Genomic DNA, 21,177 nt, shown 5'->3' with positions numbered 1-21,177 from the left:
GGTATACCACCTTACGAAGCAAAGCCTTAGAATACAGGTTATAAAGATTTTAATATTCTGAATTTTAACTCGTTTTATTTAAAAATATATTGCTTTTCGACAATTTTAAAAGAATTTACAAGATTATCCGTGACGAATACCTGATGATCGCTGTTGATAAAGATTCCGCCGGCGTTGTATTCCTTCAGAAGAGCGGTCCCCTTCTCTTTTCCCAAAACAAAACAGGCGGTGGAAAGCGCGTCGCTCAGCGCGCCGTTGTCACAGACTACCGTGACGGAAAGCAGGCCGTTGTTTTCCGGGTAGCCGGTTTTCGGGTTTAAAAGATGATGATAGGTAACGCCGCTTTCCGTAAAATTCTTTTCGTATGTACCGGAAGTGGACACAAAACCGGAGGCCAGGTCAATTGTGCCCATGGAAGCACTCTGCGCTTCGGAGCTGCGGGGATCGCGCACCGCCACACGCCAGGGCGATTTGTCCTGCTTGGTGCCGAATACTCCCACGCTGCCGCCGACGGCGACGATTCCGCAGTCCGCTCCGGCCTGCCGGTAGGCGGCGACTGCTTCGTCACAGGCGGCGCCCTTCCCGATCGCGCCCAGTTCGACCGCGGTATAGTGCAGCTTCAGGGACGCGGCGGAATCCTTTGGGTTTACTCTTAAATTGTTATAATCCACGTATTTCAAATAGGTATCGATTTCCGCCTTAGAGGGAACACGCTGGTTCTCTCCTCCGAAATCCCATAGGGAGGTAATCGGCAAGATGGTAGGGTCAAAGGCCCCGCCGGACTTCTGAGCGACGGTAAGGCTTTTTTGAAGCAGAGCGATGGTCCTCGCGTCGAGCCTGACCCAGCTGGAGCCGGAAGCCTGATTCAGCCTGTCGATATCGGAATCCGCGATTCTCCACGAAATCAGGTTTTCCAGCTCGCCTATTTTTTTAGCGGCAGCGGTTGCCGCCGTCTCCGCGTTTTTCCCATAAACGGTCTGCTGGACATAAGTTCCCATTGCGAAGTTCGTACATTCGTAGCTGTCCGCGCGCTGTCCGAATCTGATCCAGAGGAAGGCCAGACAGACGATGACGGCGGTCAGCAGGACGCTGAGCGTCAGAATGATTTTTTTGTTTCTATCCATTGTTTCCTCCCTTGCATAACTGCTTAGAATTATATCACGATTTGTGGTTATTTCAAGAATTTCGCGGATTTATGAAAAGGGAAGCCAGTCACCGGCGCAGTTGTTGCCGGAAGCTGGCTTCCTGTGGTTTTCCGATTGTTTTCACTGGGGGGAAAGGGAATCATATTGTTTGGGAGCGCCGTTTACGTACCCGGATGTTTCAAGCCCGCCGTCAAAAATGACAAACCTGCTTCTGCCGCAGCGCTTCGCTTCGTAAAGGGCGGCATCCGCCTTTTTATATAAGTCCGCGTAGGTCCTGCCGTCTTTCGGGTAAACCGCGATACCGATGCTGCCGGAGATGGAATACTGTTTCGGCCCGTTCTCGAAAGTCTGCTGCAGGCTCTGGTGAATGGCGTCTGCCTTTTCGGCCACCAGGGACAGGTCGCCGATGCTTTTCAGAAGCACCATGAATTCATCCCCGCCGACACGCCCCACCACGTCGGAGGTGCGGAACAGCTTTTTCAGCTTGCCGCCGATTTCCGCCAGCACCGCGTCGCCGAACATATGTCCAAGATGGTCGTTGATATCCTTGAAATGATCGACGTCGATGATGTACAGTGCGCAAAGCTCGTTGCCGACCAGCGCCTGCTCAATATACGCTTTTGTGGCGGATTTGTTCAGCAGCCCGGTCAGTCCGTCGCGCTGCGCTTTCTGCACCAGCTTTTGGGTGGCTTCCTTCTGGCAGGTGATGTCGCTGATCCTGCCGATAGCCCGGACCGGTTCGCCGTTCTGATTAAAAATCGTAGTGATCTTCATGCTGTACCAGAGATAGGAGCCCTGCCGGTCTTTCAGCCGGCATTCGCCCTCCGCGCTGTGCGCTCCGTTTTTGACGCCGGTAAACATGGAGCGGAACAGGTCAAGGTCGTCGGGGTGAATCATTTCGCTTTTCAGCACGCTGTCGGGAAAGTTCCGGATTGCGCTGCCGCTTCCGAACACAGAAAGTCCGCTTGTGCTGTTGGATACCGTCCCGTTGACGATGTCGTATTCAAAAATCATACTGTCCGACTGGTCCAGCACGATTTGATAGCGTTCGTTGCTGATTTCCAGCTCCTGCATGATTTCCCGCTGGTCGGTGATGTCCGTCAGCAGGCAGTAAAGCTCGGGCTCCATGCCGCTTTCGGCCATCAGCTGTCCCTTGTCGAGAACCCAGATCAGGGAGCCGTCCTTTCTTAACAGACGGTACTGCACGTCAATGACGCTGCCGTTCTGAAGCTGGGCGTCTATGCTCCGCTGAATGACCTCGCGGTCGGGCTCATAAACCATGAGGAGGAACCGGTTGTGAAAGAACCGCCCGATTTCTTCCGGGGTATATCCGGTCAGCTGCGGAAAGCCGTCGCTGCAGTACACGATCGTGAGAAAGCCATCGTATTTGCAGTGCTGCACGCAGCCGGGGATATTGGCGGTCAGCGCTTTCAGCTCCTGAATCCCTTTTCTGACGTCGGCGTTTTTCCGGCGCAGCAGAACGACGAAGTAAGTTCCAAGCAGAAGAAAAGTCAGCGCGGTTCCCGCCACAGGAATTGCGCACAGCAGAAGAAGACGCCCGAATCTGGAAAAAACCGCGGTATCCGGGACCGCGGCGGCCAGGTACCAGTCCGTCCCCGCAACAGGAGCAAAGTAAAGATAACCGTAAGAACCGCCGGTCCCGTACTCCACGGCACCGCTTTCCGAGCGGTCCATGATCCCGCGGATGCGGTCAATGCTGTCCCGGTTGCCCTGGTTTCTGTTCAGCAGACAGGAGAACAGATTTTCCTCCTTGCTGTCAAACGGCGTGTCCGACTGAAGAATGACTCTGCCGTCGCGCCCGAGCAAAAGGCGGGAGCCGGCGCCGCCGTATACGGCTGTGCTGAGGGCGTCCGTCAGCGGCCCGGTGTCGGAAATCCCTATCAGGACGCCGGCTACGGCTTCCTTTCGATAGACCGGCACGGAAAAAAGCAGGCTCTTTTTGCCGTAAAAAGCAAAGGAGTCGCAGACTGCCTTTTGACCATTTAAGGATTTTTTAAAGAAATCATATTCCGCCACATTGCTTTTTTCGCCGCTGTCCGAAGTGCTGTCGCCGTTTAAATCCGCGATGGCGGTCTGTACGAACGCGCCGCTTTTTGTCAAAGAGTGCATCGCCTGTGTAACGGTTGGGTCGTTTTGAACCTCCCTGCTGCCGATCAAAGACGCCAGAGAGCTTAAAACCGCAAGTCTTTCGCTGAACTGGCCGGACAATGCCGCGGAATTCTGTTGCTCGCTTTCCTCAATTTCCTGATCGGCAAAATTCCGGATGTCTTTTTTCAGCTGAAAGGCAAACACAGTGAAGGAAGTAGTCAGGACAGAGCAGGAAATGGCAAGAATCAAAACCGTTTTCAGCCTTGGATTTGTTTTCACATGCTCACGTCCTTTCCAAGTAGCACGATTGAAAAAACAGCAGATGACAATAAATAAAATATACACTATTTTATTTTCGTGTACAATGATTTATTTTCATAAAAATAATTATATAAAAGTAATAAATTATAATAATCTAACGAAAAAAGGGGATTTGGGGTACGCCGTGCTCTTCGCGGGTGATAATCTTTATGCAAATGGCGGCGTCATTATGCGGGCTGTCCGGTTTGCCGCCAATGCGGTTGGGAAGCGGAAATTTCCGGATTTCCGGCATAGGGAAACAGATACATAAAACGGAAAAAAATTCGTTGAAATTTGTGTCTTATTACAAATTTGAATAAAAATACTTTTTACTTTTACGCAGTATGCTATACTATAAAGAATTCAATAATTGATCGGAATACAGCGGGGAAATCCCGCGATTTTTGACAGTCCGCATGTTTTCGACATGCTCGGATAGGTACCTATCAATAATATCGGAAAGCCGGAGGAAATGATGTCGGTTCAGAAAGTAAAGGATTATTTAAAATTATACGGGATGGAAGACCGCCTGCACGAATTTTCGGTTTCGAGCGCGACGGTGGAGCTGGCCGCACAGGCGCTGAATGTTGAGGAAGCGCGCATTGCAAAGTCGATCTCTTTTCACAGCGGCGGCGGCTGCGTGATTGTCGTCGCTGCGGGAGACGCCAAGGTGGACAACGCAAAATTCAAGGCAGAGTTCGGCACAAAGGCGAAAATGCTTGCTCCCGACGAGGTGGAGCAGCTGACCGGGTACAAGGTAGGGGGCGTCTGCCCGTTTGGAAATCCGCCCTGCGCAAGGGTGTACTGCGACGTTTCGCTGAAACGCTTCTCCAAAGTTTTCCCCGCGGGCGGCAGCGCAAGCTCCTGCGTGGAGCTGAGCTGTGACGAGCTTTTCCACGTTTCCCAAAGCGTGAAATGGGTGGACGTCTGCAAAAACTGGCAGGATCTTCAGGGAAAAGGATAGGGGTTTACCGTCATGAGAATGCGCAATAAACCGTGGGCCGCGCCCGAGCTGGATGCGTGCGGCTTTTTTGTCCGCAATCCCGCACAGTATATTGGAAAATGGCACAGCTTTTTCCGGCGGCGGCAGCCCATCCATCTGGAGCTTGGCTGCGGAAAGGGCCTTTTTCTCGCCGGGCTTGCCCCGCAGAATCCGCAGATCAATTATATGGGAATCGATTTGAAGGATGCCGTTCTCGGCCCGGCCAAACGGAATATTGAACAGGCGTTCCGGGAGCGGAACGCAGAGCCGGACAACGTCGTGCTGATGGCGCAGGATATTGAGCGGATTCTCACCGTGATGAATGCCGAAGATACGGTGGAGAGAATCTATATTCATTTCTGCAATCCGTGGCCGAAGGCCAAGCATCACAAACGGCGGCTGACCTATCCCCGCCAGCTTGAGAATTACAAGCAGATTCTGGAAAAGGGCGGAGAAATCCACTTTAAAACCGATGACGGCGCCCTTTTTGACGATTCGCTGGTGTACTTTGAAGAAAGCGGGTTTGAGATTCTGTCTATGACCTACGACCTGCACGGCGGCGGTCAGCAGGGAAATGCGCTGACCGAACATGAAAAAATGTTCATGGAAAAGGGTATAAAAATCAAGGCGCTTGCCGCCCGGTGGACGGGAGAATAAGATTTGTTTTATTTATTTTTGCAATATGCATTGACAAATTATGCAATATTCACTATAATTCCTATATGTTTAGTAATGTTATTTGAGGGGGTGTCGGCTTGGGCGAGGCTATCATCGAAATTCAATCGTTGAGCAAAACCTTCCACACGAAGGATTCTGAGGTGCAGGCTTTAAGCGATATTAACCTGACGATTGAAAAAGGCGATATTTTTGGCATTATCGGCATGAGCGGCGCCGGTAAGAGCACGCTGGTACGATGTATCAACATGCTGGAAAAGCCGTCGGAGGGCACTGTCCTGTTCGACGGGCGCGACCTGTCCGCCCTTTCCGATAAGGACCTGCGCACGGTTCGCCGGTCCATGGGGATGATTTTCCAGCAGTTCAATCTTCTGATGCAGCGCACGGCGGAGCAGAATATCTGTTTTCCCCTGGAGCTGGCCGGCGCTGACAGGGCATCCGCAAGAAAAAGGGCGAAAGAGCTTCTTGAGCTCGTCGGCCTGGCCGACAGGGCCCGGGCTTACCCCGCCCAGCTTTCCGGCGGCCAGAAACAGCGTGTGGCCATTGCCCGCGCGCTTGCGACCAATCCGAAGGTGCTTTTGTGCGACGAAGCCACCAGCGCCCTTGACCCGACCACCACCACGTCGATCCTGGCGCTGCTGAAGGATATCAACCGCCGGATGGGCATCACCATTGTTATTATCACGCATCAGATGAGCGTAATAGAGGAAATCTGCAACCGCGTCGCCATTATTGACGACAGCCGGATTGCCGAATCCGGTTCTGTGGAGGATATTTTCCACAGACCGCAGACGGCGGCGGCGCAGAAGCTGGTCTACCCCGAAGGGAAACATCCCGATAAAATGATCAGCAAGCGATGTATGCGCATTGTGTTTGATGGAAATTCTTCTTTTGAGCCGGTCATTGCGAATATGGTCCTCGACTGCAAGGCGCCCGTCAATATCCTGTACGCAGACACCAAAGACATAGACGGCAAAGCGTTTGGCCAGATGGTGGTCCAGCTGCCGCAGGACGAGGCTCTGGCGCAGAAGATGTTTGACTATGTACGCGCGAAGGGTCTGTCCGCTGAGGAGGTGAACGGTTATGTGGGATGAGTCAACGCTGAGCATGTTGTTGCAGGGCATTGGTGAAACCCTGTATATGGTACTGGTTTCCACACTCTTTGCCTATATTATCGGCCTGCCCGTGGGAATCCTGCTGTTCACCAGCGCAAAGGACGGGATCCGCCCGCACGCTTCTCTGTATAAGGTGCTGGATGTGATCGTCAATCTGACCCGCTCCATCCCGTTCCTGATCCTGATGATCGCCATCTTTCCGTTTACAAGAATGGTGACGGGCACCACCATCGGTTCCACGGCAACCATTGTTCCGCTGACCTTGTCGGCGGCGCCCTTTATCGCGAGGCTCGTCGAGTCCTCGCTGAAAGAGATTGACATCGGCGTGATTGAAGCCGCGCAGTCCATGGGCGCGTCCGACTTCCAGATTATCTGGAAGGTCCTGCTTCCCGAATCCAAGCCTTCCCTGATTGTGGGCTGCGCCATTGCGACGACCACGATTCTGGGATATTCCGCCATGGCCGGCGTTGTCGGCGGCGGCGGGCTGGGCACGATTGCGATCAATTACGGCCTTTACCGCTGGCAGGGCGAGATGATGCTGATCGCCACCATTCTGCTGGTTGTGATCGTTCAGGTGCTTCAGGGCATCGGGATGAGGGCGGCCGGACTGAGCGACAAAAGAAAAAATTAAACGATAAACGATTCCTATCTGAAATTTTGGAGGTTTTACAATGAAAAAATTATTATCAGCAATCTTAATTGCGGCACTCTCTGCTTCTGTATTTGCCGGCTGCGCGAATTCCGCAACCGCTTCCTCTGCGGCCGCATCCTCTGCCGCCCCGGCTTCCAGCGAAGCGGAAAGCACGGCGGCAGCCAAGAAAATCGTCATCGGCGCGTCCCCGACACCGCACGCGATTATTTTGAAGGAAGCCGCCAAGCTGCTGAAAGACAAGGGCTACGATCTTGAGATCAAGGAATTCTCCGATTATGTTCTTCCCAATAAAGCTCTGGACAGCAAGGACCTGGACGCCAACTACTTCCAGCATCAGCCGTATCTGGATGAATTCAACAAGGAAAATGGAACCAAGATTGTTTCCGCGGGCTCCATCCACTATGAGCCGTTCGGTATTTACGCCGGGAAAACCAAGGCCCTTGCCGATCTGAAGGAAGGCGCGACCATTGCGGTTCCAAACGATACTTCCAATGAGGCCAGAGCGCTTCTGCTGCTCCAGGACCAGGGCCTGATCAAGCTGAAGGACGGCGCCGGGATCACCGCCACTCAGAAGGACATTGCGGAAAACCCGAAGAAGCTGAAGTTTACGGAAATTGAAGCTGCCCAGCTGGTCCGTACCCTGCCCGACGTGGACCTGGCCGTCATCAACGGCAACTATGCTCTCGAGGGAAATCTGAAGGTTTCCGACGCGCTCGCAGTGGAAGCGAACGACTCCCTTGCGGCAACCACATACGCCAACATTATCGCTGTCCGCGAAGGCGACGAAAGCCGCGAGGATATCAAGGCGCTGGTGGAAGTGCTGAAGAGCGAGGAAATCAAAACCTTTATCACGGATACGTTCAACGGGGCTGTTGTTCCGGTAAAATAAGCGAAAGCGATTGCAGAAAACACCTGCACGGATTTCTCCGTGCAGGTGTTTTAGCGTTGAAATAAGGGATGTATTTTGCTACAATGGGATTAATTCCATCGGAACCCGCCTGTGCGGGAAAACCGCTGCAGGGCGGGAAAAGAAAACATAGGGAGTATGGCTATGAAGTGTTATCGGATTACGAAAGAAACGCTTGAGGGAGCGGAAACTCCGTTTGCGCCGGATACCGTCTGCGTCTGTACGCCGGAGGAGCTGCGCGCCGGTCATTTCTGCGCGGCGCCGCACACGTTCGGCGAGTGCGCGAACCCGGGTCCCGCCAAGCTGGAGGCGTACGACGGGTATGACTTTATTCTACTGAATGTCGTCAACGACAACGAACGGTATCTGACCCACCGGATCGGGCTGTATATCATGCCGGACCGGATCGTCTTTGTCAGCAACAGGGAAAACCGTGCGGTACAGGATGTGCTGGATACTTTTGCGGGCGGCAAAACATCCAGCCTGAATATCACGCGGATTCTTTACGCATTTTTCAACAACCTGACCATTCATGATTCGGAGGAGCTGCAGGCGCTGGAAGAGGAGATCTCCGCGCTGGAGGAGCGGGTCATGGAGGGCGCGGACGAGGATTTTATCAAGGACATCATCGCGATGCGGAAACGGCTGATGTTCTATAAAAAATATTATGAGCAGCTGCTGGATGTCGCGGAGAGCATCGAGGAAAACTCCAACGGGATTCTGTCCTCCGGCGCGCTGCGCTATTTCAAGATGTTTACGGCCCGGGTGGACCGCCTGAACCGGAGCGTCCTCAACCTGCGCGACTATATCACGCAGGTGCGCGAGGCGTATCAGTCGCAGGTGGACATCGGGCTGAACGCGATTATGAAGCTGTTTACCGTGATTACCGCTATTTTTCTTCCGCTCACGCTTCTGGTCGGCTGGTACGGCATGAATTTCAAGTATATGCCGGAGCTTCAGTGGCCGTACGGCTACGCTTTTGCCGCGGGTCTTTCGGTTGCTTTTGTGGTCGTCTGTATTCTCTTTTTCAAAAAGAAGAAAATACTGTAAGGACCAGACTGACGTCAAAGTCACTCTCATAAAGCTGATTTTATACGACCCCGGGACGAAGCACAGAGGAGTACTACAGAATGCTGCAGTCGTGATTGCCGTAGGCGCGAAAGGTGCTGTTACCCTTCCTTATTTGCGGCGCTTGCCGCCTTGACTTGCGCGATTTGTCGCGGTCCGGCAGTTTGTCTGCAACCTGGCTGCAAGGGCCTCTTTTGAAAATAATTTCAAAAAGTACTGGAACTATTTTGCCCGCTGTAATATAATTATGAGGAATAAGACAGTTTTCGCAGGATGAAAAAGCTTGTTCGCTGGTCATTATAAACAAAAAATATTGTTAGTGTGAAAAAATATTGACAATCAGATAACGCTGGTGTAGAATGGAAATACATTGAAACCGGTTTCAAAATTCAAAAGGGACGGGGTCCGGTTCAACCGCATTTTTAACAGGAAAGCTATGGTGATGATTTTGGCTCAGATCAGCGATGTGGCGAGATTAGCCGGTGTTTCGTCGGCGACTGTGTCTCGTGTCATCAACGGGACGGCAAAAGTAAGTGACGAAAAAGTAAAACGCGTTTTGGAAGCGATCGATGCAACCGGTTTCAAGCCAAATGAAATCGCGCGTTCGCTCTATAAAAAGTCTTCTAAGATCATTGGCTACATCGTGCCGAGCATCCTGAACGTTTTCCTGACCGAGATCGGCCGGGCGATTGAGGATGAGGCGTTTCAGAACGGCTATAAGATGATCCTGTGCAATTCGGACGAAAATCCGAAAAAGGAAGTCGCCTATATCAATATGCTTACCGCCATGAATGCGGACGGCATTATTATTACCGCCAACAATGATAATCTGGATGAAGAAATCCGCAGCTGCCCGCTGCCCGTTGTCGCTCTGGACAAGGACGCAGGCAGCCGTTATACTGCGGTGGTCCAGTCCGACAATTACTCGGGAGGGCGCCTTGCCACCGAGCATCTGATCGAGTGCGGGTGCCGCCATATCGTCCTCATGCGCGGGCCGCAGAAATATTCCAGCGGGAGCCAGCGCTTTCTGGGCTATGTGGACGTCTGCAACGAACACGGCATCCAGCCTCTATTTATGGAAAGCCAGTACAGCTTCGACGCGGTCGAGAGCTCGCGCGAGCTTCTGAAACGCTTTCCGAATGTGGACGGGATTCTGGCCCTGAGCGATATGACCGCGCTGTCCCTGTATAAGGTGCTGTGCGAACAGGATAAAAAAGTCCCGGACGACATCATGATTGTGGGATATGACGGAGTGGAGCTCAGCTCGCTGATGACGCCTGCGCTGACCACCGTCGTACAGCCGATCGAGGAAATCGGGCGGCTTGCGGCAAAACTGATTATTGATCAGGTCGCAAACGGGAAGCTCAGCTCCAGGGAGAACGTGTTGCCCGTTTCTCTGAAAATGGGGCAGACGACAAGAATGCGCAAATGAAGAAAGGCGGATACTATGAATAAACGAGTTTTTTTGATTGTACTCGACAGTGTCGGTATCGGCGAAGAGCCGGACGCCGCGGAGTACGGCGACGAAGGGAGCAATACGCTTGCCGCCGCCGCGACAAGCAGGTATTTTGATATGCCCAACATGCAGAAGCTGGGCCTTTTCAATATCGACGGCGTCACCTGCCGCCCGGGGGCGGAGCGCCCCGCGGGCGCGGTCGCGCGCATGAGGGAAATTTCCAAGGGCAAGGACACCACGATCGGCCATTGGGAAATTGCGGGAATCAATTCCCCCAAACCGCTGCCGACTTATCCGGACGGCTTTCCGCCGGAGGTCATCCGTGCGTTTGAAGAAAAAACGGGCCGCAGGGTCATTTGCAACAAGCCTTATTCCGGCACCGAGGTCATCCGGGATTACGGCAGGGAGCATGCCGAAACGGGCGCGCTCATCGTTTACACCTCCGCGGACAGCGTATTTCAGATAGCGGCGAATGAGGAGCTCGTGCCGGTGGAAGAGCTTTACCGCTGCTGTCAGATCGCGAGGGAACTGCTGGCGGGCGAGCACGGCGTCGGCCGGGTGATCGCAAGGCCGTTTGTCGGGACCTATCCGGATTATACCCGCACCTCGAACCGCCACGACTTTTCGCTGCTCCCCCCGAAGACGACGATGCTGGACCAGCTGAAGGAAAACGGCTATGATGTGATCGCCGTCGGCAAGATCAACGATATTTTCGCCGGCAGGGGGATTACCCGGTTTATGAGGACAAAGGGCAACGCGGAGGGCATTGACCGCACGATCGAGCTGACGAAGGAAACCTTCAACGGCCTGTGCTTTATCAATCTGGTCGATTTCGACATGCTTTACGGCCACCGCAACGACGTGGACGGCTACGCCAAAGGCTTGACCTGTTTTGACGAAAAGCTGCCCGAAATTCTGGCGGGCCTTCGCGAGGACGACCTGCTGATGATTACCGCGGACCACGGCTGCGACCCGATCACACCCTCCACCGACCACTCCCGCGAGTACACGCCCTGGGTGATTTACGGCAAACGGGTAAAAGCCGGGGCCAATCTGGGCACACTGCCGACCTTTGCCGATATCGCGGCCACGATTCTTGATTATTTCGGGGTGAAGCCGGAAATTACCGGCACGTCCCGGCTGAAAAATATTGTCGACTGAACAGGAGGAGACTATGTCTAACGTACCAACGCCCCATAACGGGGCCAGAGAAGGAGAAATCGCAAAAACCGTCTTAATGCCGGGCGATCCGCTCCGCGCCAAATTCATTGCCGAAACCTATCTGACCGATCCGGTCTGCTTTAACACCGTGCGCAATATGCTCGGCTACACCGGAACGTACCGGGGCAAACGCGTGTCCGTCATGGGCGGCGGAATGGGAATCCCCTCCGTCGGCATTTACACCTACGAGCTTTTCAATTTCTACGGGGTGGAAAACATCATCCGCATCGGCTCCGCCGGCGGGATCGCCGACAATGTGCACGTGCGCGACGTCGTAGTCGGCATGGGTGCCTGCACCAATTCCAACTATGCGGCCCAGTACAATCTGCCGGGTACGTTTGCGCCGATTGCCGGCTATGACCTTCTCAGAAACGCGGTTAACGCCGCGGAAAAACTGGGCGTGCATACGGTCGTAGGCAATGTGCTGTCTTCGGATACTTTCTACGACGACAACGAAAACGCGCTGGCCTCGTGGAAAAAGATGGGCGTGCTGGCGGTGGAGATGGAAGCCGCGGCTCTCTATATGAACGCCGCGAGGGCCAATAAAAACGCGCTCTGCCTCCTCACGATCTCCGACTGCCCGTTTACCGGCGAATCCCTTTCGGCCCAGGAGCGCCAGACCGGATTTACCCAGATGATGGAAATCGCATTGGAAATCGCTTAACTTAATGGAAAAATTGATTGCAAAATGCGGCGAAATAAAGTAAGATGATTTTCGGCGCGAAAAGAGAATGGGAGTAATATCACGTTTTCGTGGTATTCCATATATCCAAAAAATAATCAGGAGGAAAAATTAATGAAGAAGATTGTAGCACTTTTTCTGGCAGTTATGATGGCAGTTTCTGCGACCGCCTGCGCTTCCAACGCCCCGGCGGCATCCAGCTCGGAAGCGGCCGGCTCAGCTGCCGAAAGCAAGGCGGAATCCGCAGCGGCGACCGACTTTAAAATCGGCATGGTAACGGATACCGGCGGTGTCAACGACCAGTCCTTCAACCAGTCCGCGTGGGAAGGCCTCCAGAAGCTTTCCAAGGATACGGGCGTCACGGTCAAGTATTCCGAATCCAAGCAGGAGTCCGACTACGCGACAAACCTGGACAAAGCTGCCGACGACGGCAACAATCTGATCTGGGGCATCGGCTTCGCAATGGCCGACGCGATCCTCAATTCCGCAAAACAGAACCCGGACATCAACTATGCGATCGTAGATAACGCTTATGAGAAGACTCCCGCAAACGTGACCGGCGTGATGTTCCGCGCTCAGGAGCCTTCCTTCCTGGTCGGCTACATTGCGGGAAAAACCACAAAGACCAACAAAGTCGGTTTCGTCGGCGGCATGACCAGCGCCATCATCGACCAGTTTGAGTACGGCTACAGAGCGGGCGTTGCTTACGCCGCGAAAGAGCTGGGCAAAAAGATCGATATTGACTCCCAGTACGCGGAAAGCTTCACGGATTCCGCCAAGGGCAAGGCAATCGCCACCAAGATGTTCTCCGACGGCTGCGATATCGTGTTCCATGCCGCCGGCGGCGTTGGCGTCGGCGTTATTGAAGCAGCCAAGGAAGCCAAGAAGTATGCGATCGGCGTTGACCGCGACCAGGCCTATCTTGCGCCCGAAAACGTTCTTACCTCCGCTTTGAAGCTTGTTAACCAGGCTGTCGAGCTCGTTTCCAAGGAAGCCATGGACGGCAAGGAGATCGGCGGAAAAACTTACACCTACGGCCTGACCGAAGACGCCGTCGGGATTCCGGAAGAGCACAAGCTTATGGGCGACGACACCTATAACGCGGCAATCGCGCTCGAAGGCAAAATCAAGGATAAGACGATCACTCCTCCGGCGAATAAGGATGAATTCGCAGAGTTCGAAAAAGGGCTTAAATAAGTATTACTCTTTTATTCTTTTGGGCAACGGGGCGCATGGGTTTTACTGCGCCCCGTTACGCTTAAAAGAATTGATTAACGGGCAGGGGGTCTGTTGTAATGGAAGTCAACCGGGAATACGCGGTGCAGATGCACGGTATTACAAAAATGTTCGGCTCCTTTTGCGCTCTGAATAACGTCAGTCTCGATGTTAAAAAGGGTACGATTCATGCCATATTGGGCGAGAACGGCGCCGGAAAAAGCACACTGATGAATGTTCTGTACGGCCTGTATCAGGCCGAAGCGGGGGAAATCTTCCTGAATGGGGAAAAGGTCAATATCAAGAACCCGAATATTGCCATTGAACACGGAATCGGCATGGTCCATCAGCACTTCATGCTGGTAGACAATTTCACCGTAACCCAGAATATTATTCTGGGCAACGAAGTGACCAATCAGTTCGGCGTATTAAACATGAAAAAAGCACGCGAGGAAATTCTTGAAATCGTCAAGAAATACGGGCTGGAAGTGGACCCGGATGAAAAAATCGAAGATATTTCCGTTGGCATGCAGCAGCGTGTTGAAATATTAAAAGCACTCTACCGCGGAGTCGACCTGCTCATCCTCGATGAGCCCACGGCGGTCCTTACTCCGCAGGAAATCGATGACCTGATTCAGATCATGCGGAATCTGATAGCGGATGGGAAAACGATCATTATCATTACGCATAAGCTCAAGGAGATCAAAGCCTCCTCGGACGTCTGCACCATTATCCGCCGCGGCGAGTATATCGACACGGTAAACGTCGCCGATGTGGACCAGGAAGAGCTTGCCACCAAGATGGTCGGCCATGCGGTCCAGCTTGTGGTCGAAAAATCCCCGGCCAATCCGGGCGAGGTCGTCTTTGAAATCGACAATCTGACGGTCAGGGACGAACGGAAGCTGGCCGCGGTCAGAAATCTGTCGCTGAAGGTGCGCAAAGGCGAAATCGTCGGCGTGGCGGGCATTGACGGGAACGGCCAGAAAGAGCTGGTCGAAGCCATCACCAACCTGACAAGGGTGGAGAGCGGCACCATCAAAATCAATGGCGCCGAAATCCAGAACACGACGCCGCGCAACGTCATCGACCATAAAATCTCCACGGTGCATGAAGACCGGCAGAAACGCGGCCTGGTGCTTCCGTTTACAGTGGCGGAAAATATGGTGGTTGAGAAATACCGCAGCCAGCCGTACAGCAAAAGCGGTATGCTCAACAGAAGCGAAATCCTTTCCTACACGAAGAACCTGATCAAAGAGTTCGATATCCGTCCGGATAACTGCGAAAGCCAGCCGGTGCGCGGACTTTCCGGAGGAAACCAGCAGAAGGTCATCCTTGCGCGTGAAATATCGAACGAGCCCGATCTTCTGATCGCCGTTCAGCCGACCCGCGGGCTGGACGTAGGGGCGATCGAATACGTACATAAGACGCTGGTGCGCGAACGGGACCGGGGCAGGGCAATCCTTCTGATTTCCCTCGAGCTTGACGAGGTCATGAATGTCGCGGATACCATCGACGTGATTTACGCGGGAACGATTGTCGACAGCTTCAAGCAGGGAGAGGTCGACGAAAAAACGATAGGACTTTTGATGGCGGGAGGTAAGTTTGATGAAAACAACAGTCAAAATTCTTAAAAAACCGATTACCTCCACCTTTATTGCGATTCTGTTCGGTTTTCTGGTTGCCGCGGTCGTGCTCGTGTTTGCGGGCTACAACCCATGGGAGTCCTTCGGGGCGCTGTTCCGGGGAATCTTCGCAAAGCCGAAGTACATTTCCAACGTCATTATCAAGGCGACGCCGATCATATTGACCGGACTGAGCGTCGCGTTTGCCTTTAAAACCGGCCTGTTCAATATCGGTGCCGAGGGCCAGTACATAGCGGGGACCATCGCCGCCGTCTGCGTCGGTGTCAAGTTTGATTTTGCCCCCGTTATCCAGATCCCGCTTGTAGTGCTTTCCGGTGTGCTTGCCGGGGCTGTTTTCGGCGGAATCATCGGCTGCCTGAAAGCGCGGTTCGGCATTCATGAGGTCATCACCAGCATCATGCTGAACTGGATCGGCCTTTACCTTTCCAACTTTATTGTCAATACGGCGGTTTACCATCAGCCGAATTCCACGAGCTCCTTCGCGGTGAACGAATCGAGCTTCACCATGCTCCTGCCGAACTGGAAAACCTCCAAGGCAGGTATGGCCGCGCTGAAGCCGCACCAGTGGCTGTATGAAATGATGCTGAAAACGGATGTGAATTTCGGCATTCTGGTCGCCGTGATCATGGCCCTTGTTATCTGGGTGCTGCTTTACCGCTCCACAAAGGGCTACGAGCTGCGCGCGGTCGGTTTTAACCGCGACGCCGCGGAATTCGCCGGAATCAACGTGGGCCGCAACATCACCCAGGCGATGCTGATCGCGGGGGCTCTGGCGGGCCTTGCGGGCGCGCTGGCGATTACGGGAACCTCGCCGCACAAAATTTCCCAGATGGCGGCGTTTGAAAACAACGGCTTCAACGGCCTGTCCGTCGCGCTGATCGCCGGTTCCTCTCCGGTAGGCTGTATCTTTGCCGGGCTTTTGTTTGGCGGACTGCTTTACGGCGGGCAGAGCGTGCAGCAGGATGTCGGAGCGCCGACGGAGATTATCAACATCATGATCGGCACCATCGTATTCTTTGTGGCTCTGACGAAAATCGTGCCGTCACTTGCCGACAGGCTTGAAAAGAGAGGTGCTCACCGTGTTAAGTAAAATTCTTCTGTTGCTCGGCATTACGCTGATGTACTCGACCCCCTTGGTGTTCGGCGCACTGGGCGGCGTCATTTCGGAGCGCTCCGGCGTCGTCAACATCGGTATTGAGGGAATGATGACGGTAGGCGCGTTCACGGCGGCCGCGGTCAGCTATTTTACCGGCAGTCCGTGGCTCGGCCTGCTTGCGGCCGGTGCGGCGGGCGGCCTAATCTCCCTTTTGCACGCGGTGGCTTCCGTCACCTTTAAGGCGGACCAGACCATTTCCGGTATCGCCATCAATCTGATCGGACCGGGGCTGGCGCTGTTTTTCTGCCGCCTGATGTTCGACGACGCGACCATGACGCTTCCCGCAAAAACATTGCCGAAGCTGTTTGGGGAAAGCGGGTTTGCCGACAGCCCCTTGAAAAACCTGAATGTGGACGTCACGGTCGTGCTTGCGCTGGCGGTGTCCGCCGTCATGTGGTTCTTCCTTTACCGGACCAAATGGGGACTCCATGTGCGCTCGGTGGGCGAGCATCCCGCCGCGGCCGACACACTGGGTATTCATGTCAGCCGCGTCCGCTACCTGTGCGTGTTCGTATCCGGCGTTCTGGCCGGTTTCGGCGGCGCTTCCATGACGCTTGCCATTATCTCTCAGTTTACGCCGACCGCGATCAGCGGGCAGGGCTTCATCGCGCTGGCGGCCGTTATCTTCGGGAAATGGACTCCGTTCGGCGCTTACGGCGCATGCCTGCTCTTCGGTTTTGCGCAGGCTCTGACGATTGTGCTGGGCGGCGGCGACTTTGCCGTTCCGTCCCAGATTCTTGCGATGCTTCCGTACATTCTGACCATTGTGGTTCTGATTCTGTTCGTCGGCCGTTCGGTCGCCCCGAAGGCGGACGGCGAGCCCTATGAAAAGGGTGTAAGATAACGGGACTGCAGTATTGAAAATAAAAAAAGGAGATCATGAAAATGGATCACCGGGAAATACTGGAGAAAGTAGATCATACCCTGCTGACACAAACGGCGACATGGGAAGAAATCAGGCAGATCTGCGACGACGCGGTCAAATACCGCACCGCGTCGGTCTGCATCCCCGCCGCGTATGTGAAGCGCGCGAAGGAATACGTAGGCGGCAAAATGGCGGTCTGCACCGTAATCGGTTTTCCGAACGGCTATTCCACGACGGCGGTCAAGGTGTTTGAAACGAAGGACGCGATTCACAACGGCGCCGATGAAATCGATATGGTCGTCAATATCGGCTGGGTGAAAGACGGGCTTTTCGATTTGCAGTTGGACGAAATCCGGCAGGTAAAAGCCGCCTGCGGCGCGCGTATCCTGAAGGTCATTATTGAAACCTGTCTGCTGACGAAGGAAGAAAAGATAAAAATGTGCGAGGTAGTGACCGAATCCGGCGCGGATTTCATCAAGACCTCCACCGGCTTTTCGACGGCGGGCGCTACGTTTGAAGATGTCGCGCTCTTTGCCGCCCATATCGGGCCGAAGGTCAGAATCAAAGCCGCCGGCGGCATCAAAGCCATGGACGACGCGGAGAAATTCGTATCGCTCGGGGCTTCCCGCCTCGGCACGAGCAGGATTATCAAAATCATAAAAGATGAAGAGGCGCACGGATATTGACCGGCTCCCGGCAAATATGAAAATTCTGAGGAGCGGCGGCAGCCGTTCCTCAATTCTATCTACAGCAATTTCATTCATTTTGCGAGACGAAACACGTTCTTCCCCGCCTTCGGCGGGGAAGAACACAACCTTGTTGCCGGAACAACTGGAAATGCTATAGGAAAAAAGGTGAAGAGATGGAAGATTATAAAGAATTGGTTGCGGCGGCTGTTTCCGCCAGGGAAACGGCCTACACCCCCTACTCGGGATTCGGCGTGGGCGCGGCGCTGCTGACGAAAAGCGGAAAGATTTACAAGGGCTGCAACATTGAAAACGCGGCATTTACCCCTACGAACTGCGCCGAGCGCACGGCTTTTTTCAAAGCGGTCAGCGAGGGGGAGACGGAGTTCGACTGCATCGCGATTGTCGGCGGCAGAACCGGGGAACCCGTCGGCGGGCTTTGCCCGCCCTGCGGGGTCTGCCGTCAGGTCATGATGGAATTCTGCGACCCGGCGACCTTCCGGATCATTCTCGGGAAAAGCACGGAGCAGTGGGAGGTTTTCACGCTGAAGGATTTGCTCCCGCTCGGGTTCAGCAAGGCGGATATGGAGGAATAGAATGATCAACAATATTGTTTTCGACATGGGCCAGGTGCTGGTGGATTTTAATCCGGACTTTTTTATCAGCCACTATACCAGGGACCCGGAGGATATCCGCCTGATTCGTTCCAAGGTGTTTGAGACGGGCACATGGAAGGAGATTGACCGCGGCACCATTACGGAGGAGGACCTGATCGAGCCGGTCTGTTCGTGCCTGCCGGAGCGCCTGCACGGCGCCGCGACAGAGCTGCTGCTGAACTGGATCGATCACATGCAGGTCCTGGACAATATTCTGCCGCTGGTGCGCGAACTGAAGGAGAACGGCTATTCGCTGTATCTGCTTTCCAACGCGGGGAAAAAAATTCACAGCATAACGCCGAGAATTACGGCTCTGCAGTATTTTTCGGGTGTTTTCTTTTCGGCGGATTTCCACTGCATCAAACCGGATGAGGAAATCTACCGGAAGTTTTTCAAGGAGTTTTCGCTCGATCCGCGCGAGTGTTACTTTATCGACGACCGCGCGGACAATGTGGAAGCGGGAAGAAAGCTCGGCATGGAAGGGCACTGCTACGAAGGGGACCCGGACGTGCTCCGTACGGCCCTTCGGGAAAACGGAATCTTCCTGCTGGATAAAATGATCGTAGGAAGGTGACTGAAAATGAGAATGTATGATATCATTGCGAAAAAACGCGACGGCGGGTCGCTCTCCGACGAGGAAATCCGGTTCTTTATCAACGGCTATGTCAAAGGGGAGATTCCGGATTATCAGGTATCCGCTCTGCTGATGGCAATTTATTTTCGGGGGATGACGGACAGGGAAACGGCCTCCCTGACCATGTGCATGGCCAACTCCGGCGAAACCGTGGATTTGTCCTCCATAGACGGCGTCAAGGTGGATAAACACAGCACCGGCGGAGTCGGCGATAAGACCACATTGATTATTTCTCCGATCGTCGCGTCCCTGGGGGTGCGCGTCGCGAAAATGAGCGGGCGCGGGCTTGGCCACACCGGCGGCACGGTGGACAAAATGGAAGCCATTCCGGGCATGCAGACCTCCATTGACCGTGAAAAATTCTTCGATATTGTACGGAAGGTGGGCGTCAGCGTGATCGGCCAGTCCGGCAATCTGGTGCCCGCGGATAAAAAGCTTTACGCGCTGCGCGACGTTACCGCGACGATTGAAAGCATTCCGCTGATTGCTTCCAGTATCATGAGCAAAAAAATCGCGGCCGGCTCCGACTGCATCCTGCTGGACGTCAAAACCGGGAGCGGCGCTTTTATGAAAACGGTGGACGATTCCATCCGGCTGGCGCAGGCAATGGTGGCGATCGGCGAGCATGTCGGGCGCAGGACCATCGCGCTGATCACCGACATGGACCGTCCGCTCGGAAACGCCATCGGCAACTCGCTGGAAATCAGGGAGGTCTGTGAAACGCTCAAGGGACGCGGGCCCGGAGACCTCACGGAAATCTGTCTGGAGCTTGCCGCCAACATGCTGTTTCTGGCGGGCAGGGGAAGTATGGAAGCGTGTAAAAAGCTTGCCGGACGCCAGATCGGCAACGGCGAGGCCTTTGCAAAGCTCAAGGAAATGGTCGCGGCGCAGGGCGGTGACACCGCCGTTTTAGACGACGGCGCAAGATTTACACAGGCAAAGGTCAAATATGACGTTCCGGCGCTGAGCGAAGGGTATCTCTACTCCATGAATACGGAGCAGTGCGGGATCGCTTCCGTCGAGCTGGGCGCGGGGCGCGAGAAGAAAGAGGATTCCATCGATTTCAGCGCGGGCATCCTGCTCCGCAAAAAGATCGGGGATTACGTCAAGGAAGGCGACGTGATCGCGGAGTTTTACTCTTCCTCTCTGGACAAATGCAGGGAAGCGGAAAAGCTGTTTGAAAGCGCGGTTTCCATCCGCCCGGAAAAACCCGCGTTTGTCCCGGTGATTCACGGCCGGGTGACCGTGGACGGCGTAGAAAAATACTAAAAATTCAGGCCCTTACTGAATCTTTCAGTAAGGGCCCTATAGCAATTCCATTTCAGTTTGCGAGACAAAACGCGTTTCTCCCCCGCCTTTGGCGGGGGAGAAACGCAATCCTGTTGCAGAATCAACTGGAAATGCTGTAATCGTAAAGCTTGGAGTGGGGATTTTTCTTATTTTTTGATCGATTCGATTCCGGCAATCAAAGTCGCTTCGTCGATCGCTCCCTGATAGGCGTTCACAATATAGCCGCCCCGGTCGATAAAGATCGTGTCCGGAATGGCTGAAATTCCGTAAGTATTGGCGGCCTGCTGCTCATTGTCAAAGTAAACGGGGAATTCAAAGCCCTGCTCTTTTACATAATTCTGCCCTTTTTCCTGCGTTTCCCGCTGACCGTCCACCAGATCGATCATCAGAAAGACCACGCCGTCTTTTTCCTTCTGGTACTGGCTGTTGAAATGCGGCATTTCTCCCTTGCACGGCGGGCACCAGGAGGCCCAGAAATTCAGCACAACGGGTTTCCCCTGAAAGTCCGACAGCCTGACCTTGTTGCCTTTTTCATCGAATACGGTAAAATCGGGAGCCTGTGTTTTCCCGCTTTCTCCCGCGGAGCCGCCTGTTTCAGACGATGCCGGCAGATTTGGCCGGAACCGGTTGGATAACGTGTTGTAGGCATAGTAAACGACGGCGAAGAATACCACGAACGCGAGAAATCCCAGCAAAATTTTTCCGTTTGTTTTCATATCG

Annotated in this window: 20 protein-coding genes; 17 read left to right on the top strand and 3 right to left on the bottom strand. The window is 54.0% G+C overall.

Annotation, left to right across the window (positions count from 1 at the left end):
* Positions 1 to 74: 74 nt before the first annotated feature.
* Together VXK30_RS10925 and VXK30_RS10920 are read right to left on the bottom strand one after the other, a co-directional pair.
* Positions 75 to 1,124, bottom strand: coding sequence for an FAD:protein FMN transferase (locus VXK30_RS10925; protein WP_329493263.1), 1,050 nt, complete (start codon positions 1,122 to 1,124; stop codon positions 75 to 77).
* A gap of 141 nt (positions 1,125 to 1,265) precedes the next feature.
* On the bottom strand, positions 1,266 to 3,533 hold the full coding sequence (locus tag VXK30_RS10920) for a diguanylate cyclase domain-containing protein (RefSeq protein ID WP_275714722.1): 2,268 nt from the start codon (positions 3,531 to 3,533) through the stop codon (positions 1,266 to 1,268).
* A gap of 496 nt (positions 3,534 to 4,029) precedes the next feature.
* Between VXK30_RS10920 and VXK30_RS10915 the strand changes: the two genes are divergently transcribed.
* The 17 genes from VXK30_RS10915 to VXK30_RS10835 all read left to right on the top strand — a co-directional run bounded on the left by VXK30_RS10915 (position 4,030) and on the right by VXK30_RS10835 (position 20,436).
* On the top strand, positions 4,030 to 4,518 hold the full coding sequence (locus VXK30_RS10915) for a YbaK/EbsC family protein (protein ID WP_275714720.1): 489 nt from the start codon (positions 4,030 to 4,032) through the stop codon (positions 4,516 to 4,518).
* A gap of 12 nt (positions 4,519 to 4,530) precedes the next feature.
* Positions 4,531 to 5,193, top strand: coding sequence for a tRNA (guanosine(46)-N7)-methyltransferase TrmB (gene trmB, locus VXK30_RS10910; protein ID WP_275714718.1), 663 nt, complete (start codon positions 4,531 to 4,533; stop codon positions 5,191 to 5,193).
* 98 nt (positions 5,194 to 5,291) lie between these two features.
* Entirely contained in the window at positions 5,292 to 6,305 is a 1,014-nt protein-coding gene (locus VXK30_RS10905) for a methionine ABC transporter ATP-binding protein (RefSeq protein WP_275714716.1), read from the top strand.
* Positions 6,295 to 6,957 (top strand): methionine ABC transporter permease, encoded by a 663-nt coding sequence (locus tag VXK30_RS10900; RefSeq protein WP_275714714.1) that lies wholly within the window; start codon positions 6,295 to 6,297, stop codon positions 6,955 to 6,957. Before VXK30_RS10905 ends, VXK30_RS10900 begins: the two co-directional genes overlap by 11 nt.
* A 40-nt stretch (positions 6,958 to 6,997) precedes the next feature.
* Positions 6,998 to 7,867 carry a MetQ/NlpA family ABC transporter substrate-binding protein gene (locus VXK30_RS10895; RefSeq protein ID WP_275714711.1) on the top strand — a complete coding sequence of 290 codons (870 nt, stop codon included), beginning with the start codon at positions 6,998 to 7,000 and terminating at the stop codon, positions 7,865 to 7,867.
* Positions 7,868 to 8,029: 162 nt separating this feature from the next.
* Positions 8,030 to 8,935, top strand: coding sequence for a magnesium transporter CorA family protein (locus tag VXK30_RS10890; protein ID WP_275714709.1), 906 nt, complete (start codon positions 8,030 to 8,032; stop codon positions 8,933 to 8,935).
* Between the two features lie 454 nt (positions 8,936 to 9,389).
* Positions 9,390 to 10,385, top strand: coding sequence for a LacI family DNA-binding transcriptional regulator (locus VXK30_RS10885; protein ID WP_275714707.1), 996 nt, complete (start codon positions 9,390 to 9,392; stop codon positions 10,383 to 10,385).
* Between the two features lie 15 nt (positions 10,386 to 10,400).
* The gene (locus tag VXK30_RS10880) at positions 10,401 to 11,570 is read left to right on the top strand and encodes a phosphopentomutase (protein WP_275714705.1); all 1,170 of its coding nucleotides are present in this window, start codon (positions 10,401 to 10,403) and stop codon (positions 11,568 to 11,570) included.
* Positions 11,571 to 11,583: 13 nt separating this feature from the next.
* Entirely contained in the window at positions 11,584 to 12,294 is a 711-nt protein-coding gene (gene deoD / locus VXK30_RS10875) for a purine-nucleoside phosphorylase (RefSeq protein WP_275714703.1), read from the top strand.
* 132 nt (positions 12,295 to 12,426) lie between these two features.
* Entirely contained in the window at positions 12,427 to 13,509 is a 1,083-nt protein-coding gene (locus VXK30_RS10870; RefSeq protein ID WP_275714701.1) for a BMP family ABC transporter substrate-binding protein, read from the top strand.
* A gap of 98 nt (positions 13,510 to 13,607) precedes the next feature.
* Positions 13,608 to 15,158 (top strand): ABC transporter ATP-binding protein, encoded by a 1,551-nt coding sequence (locus VXK30_RS10865; RefSeq protein WP_275714699.1) that lies wholly within the window; start codon positions 13,608 to 13,610, stop codon positions 15,156 to 15,158.
* Entirely contained in the window at positions 15,133 to 16,260 is a 1,128-nt protein-coding gene (locus VXK30_RS10860) for an ABC transporter permease (protein WP_275714697.1), read from the top strand. Before VXK30_RS10865 ends, VXK30_RS10860 begins: the two co-directional genes overlap by 26 nt.
* On the top strand, positions 16,250 to 17,170 hold the full coding sequence (locus VXK30_RS10855; protein ID WP_275714695.1) for an ABC transporter permease: 921 nt from the start codon (positions 16,250 to 16,252) through the stop codon (positions 17,168 to 17,170). Before VXK30_RS10860 ends, VXK30_RS10855 begins: the two co-directional genes overlap by 11 nt.
* A 41-nt stretch (positions 17,171 to 17,211) precedes the next feature.
* Entirely contained in the window at positions 17,212 to 17,877 is a 666-nt protein-coding gene (deoC, locus tag VXK30_RS10850; RefSeq protein WP_275714693.1) for a deoxyribose-phosphate aldolase, read from the top strand.
* A 176-nt stretch (positions 17,878 to 18,053) separates the two neighbouring features.
* The gene (locus VXK30_RS10845) at positions 18,054 to 18,473 is read left to right on the top strand and encodes a cytidine deaminase (protein WP_329493257.1); all 420 of its coding nucleotides are present in this window, start codon (positions 18,054 to 18,056) and stop codon (positions 18,471 to 18,473) included.
* A gap of 1 nt (position 18,474) precedes the next feature.
* A complete protein-coding gene (locus VXK30_RS10840) occupies positions 18,475 to 19,107 on the top strand; it encodes an HAD family hydrolase (RefSeq protein ID WP_275714691.1) in 633 nt (210 codons plus the stop codon).
* Positions 19,108 to 19,113: 6 nt separating this feature from the next.
* A complete protein-coding gene (locus VXK30_RS10835) occupies positions 19,114 to 20,436 on the top strand; it encodes a pyrimidine-nucleoside phosphorylase (RefSeq protein WP_275714690.1) in 1,323 nt (440 codons plus the stop codon).
* A gap of 167 nt (positions 20,437 to 20,603) precedes the next feature.
* On the opposite strand, the gene VXK30_RS10830 is transcribed toward VXK30_RS10835, so the two are convergent.
* Positions 20,604 to 21,173, bottom strand: a complete 570-nt coding sequence (locus VXK30_RS10830; RefSeq protein WP_275714686.1) for a TlpA family protein disulfide reductase — start codon at positions 21,171 to 21,173, stop codon at positions 20,604 to 20,606.
* Positions 21,174 to 21,177 lie beyond the last annotated feature (4 nt).

Origin of the sequence: Caproiciproducens sp. CPB-2 (assembly GCF_036287215.1) — a bacterium.
In the GTDB taxonomy this organism is placed as follows: Bacteria; Bacillota; Clostridia; order Oscillospirales; family Acutalibacteraceae; genus Caproiciproducens.
The sequence above is the reverse complement of the archived record's forward strand: the minus strand, read 5'-3'. Positions and strand labels throughout refer to the sequence as shown.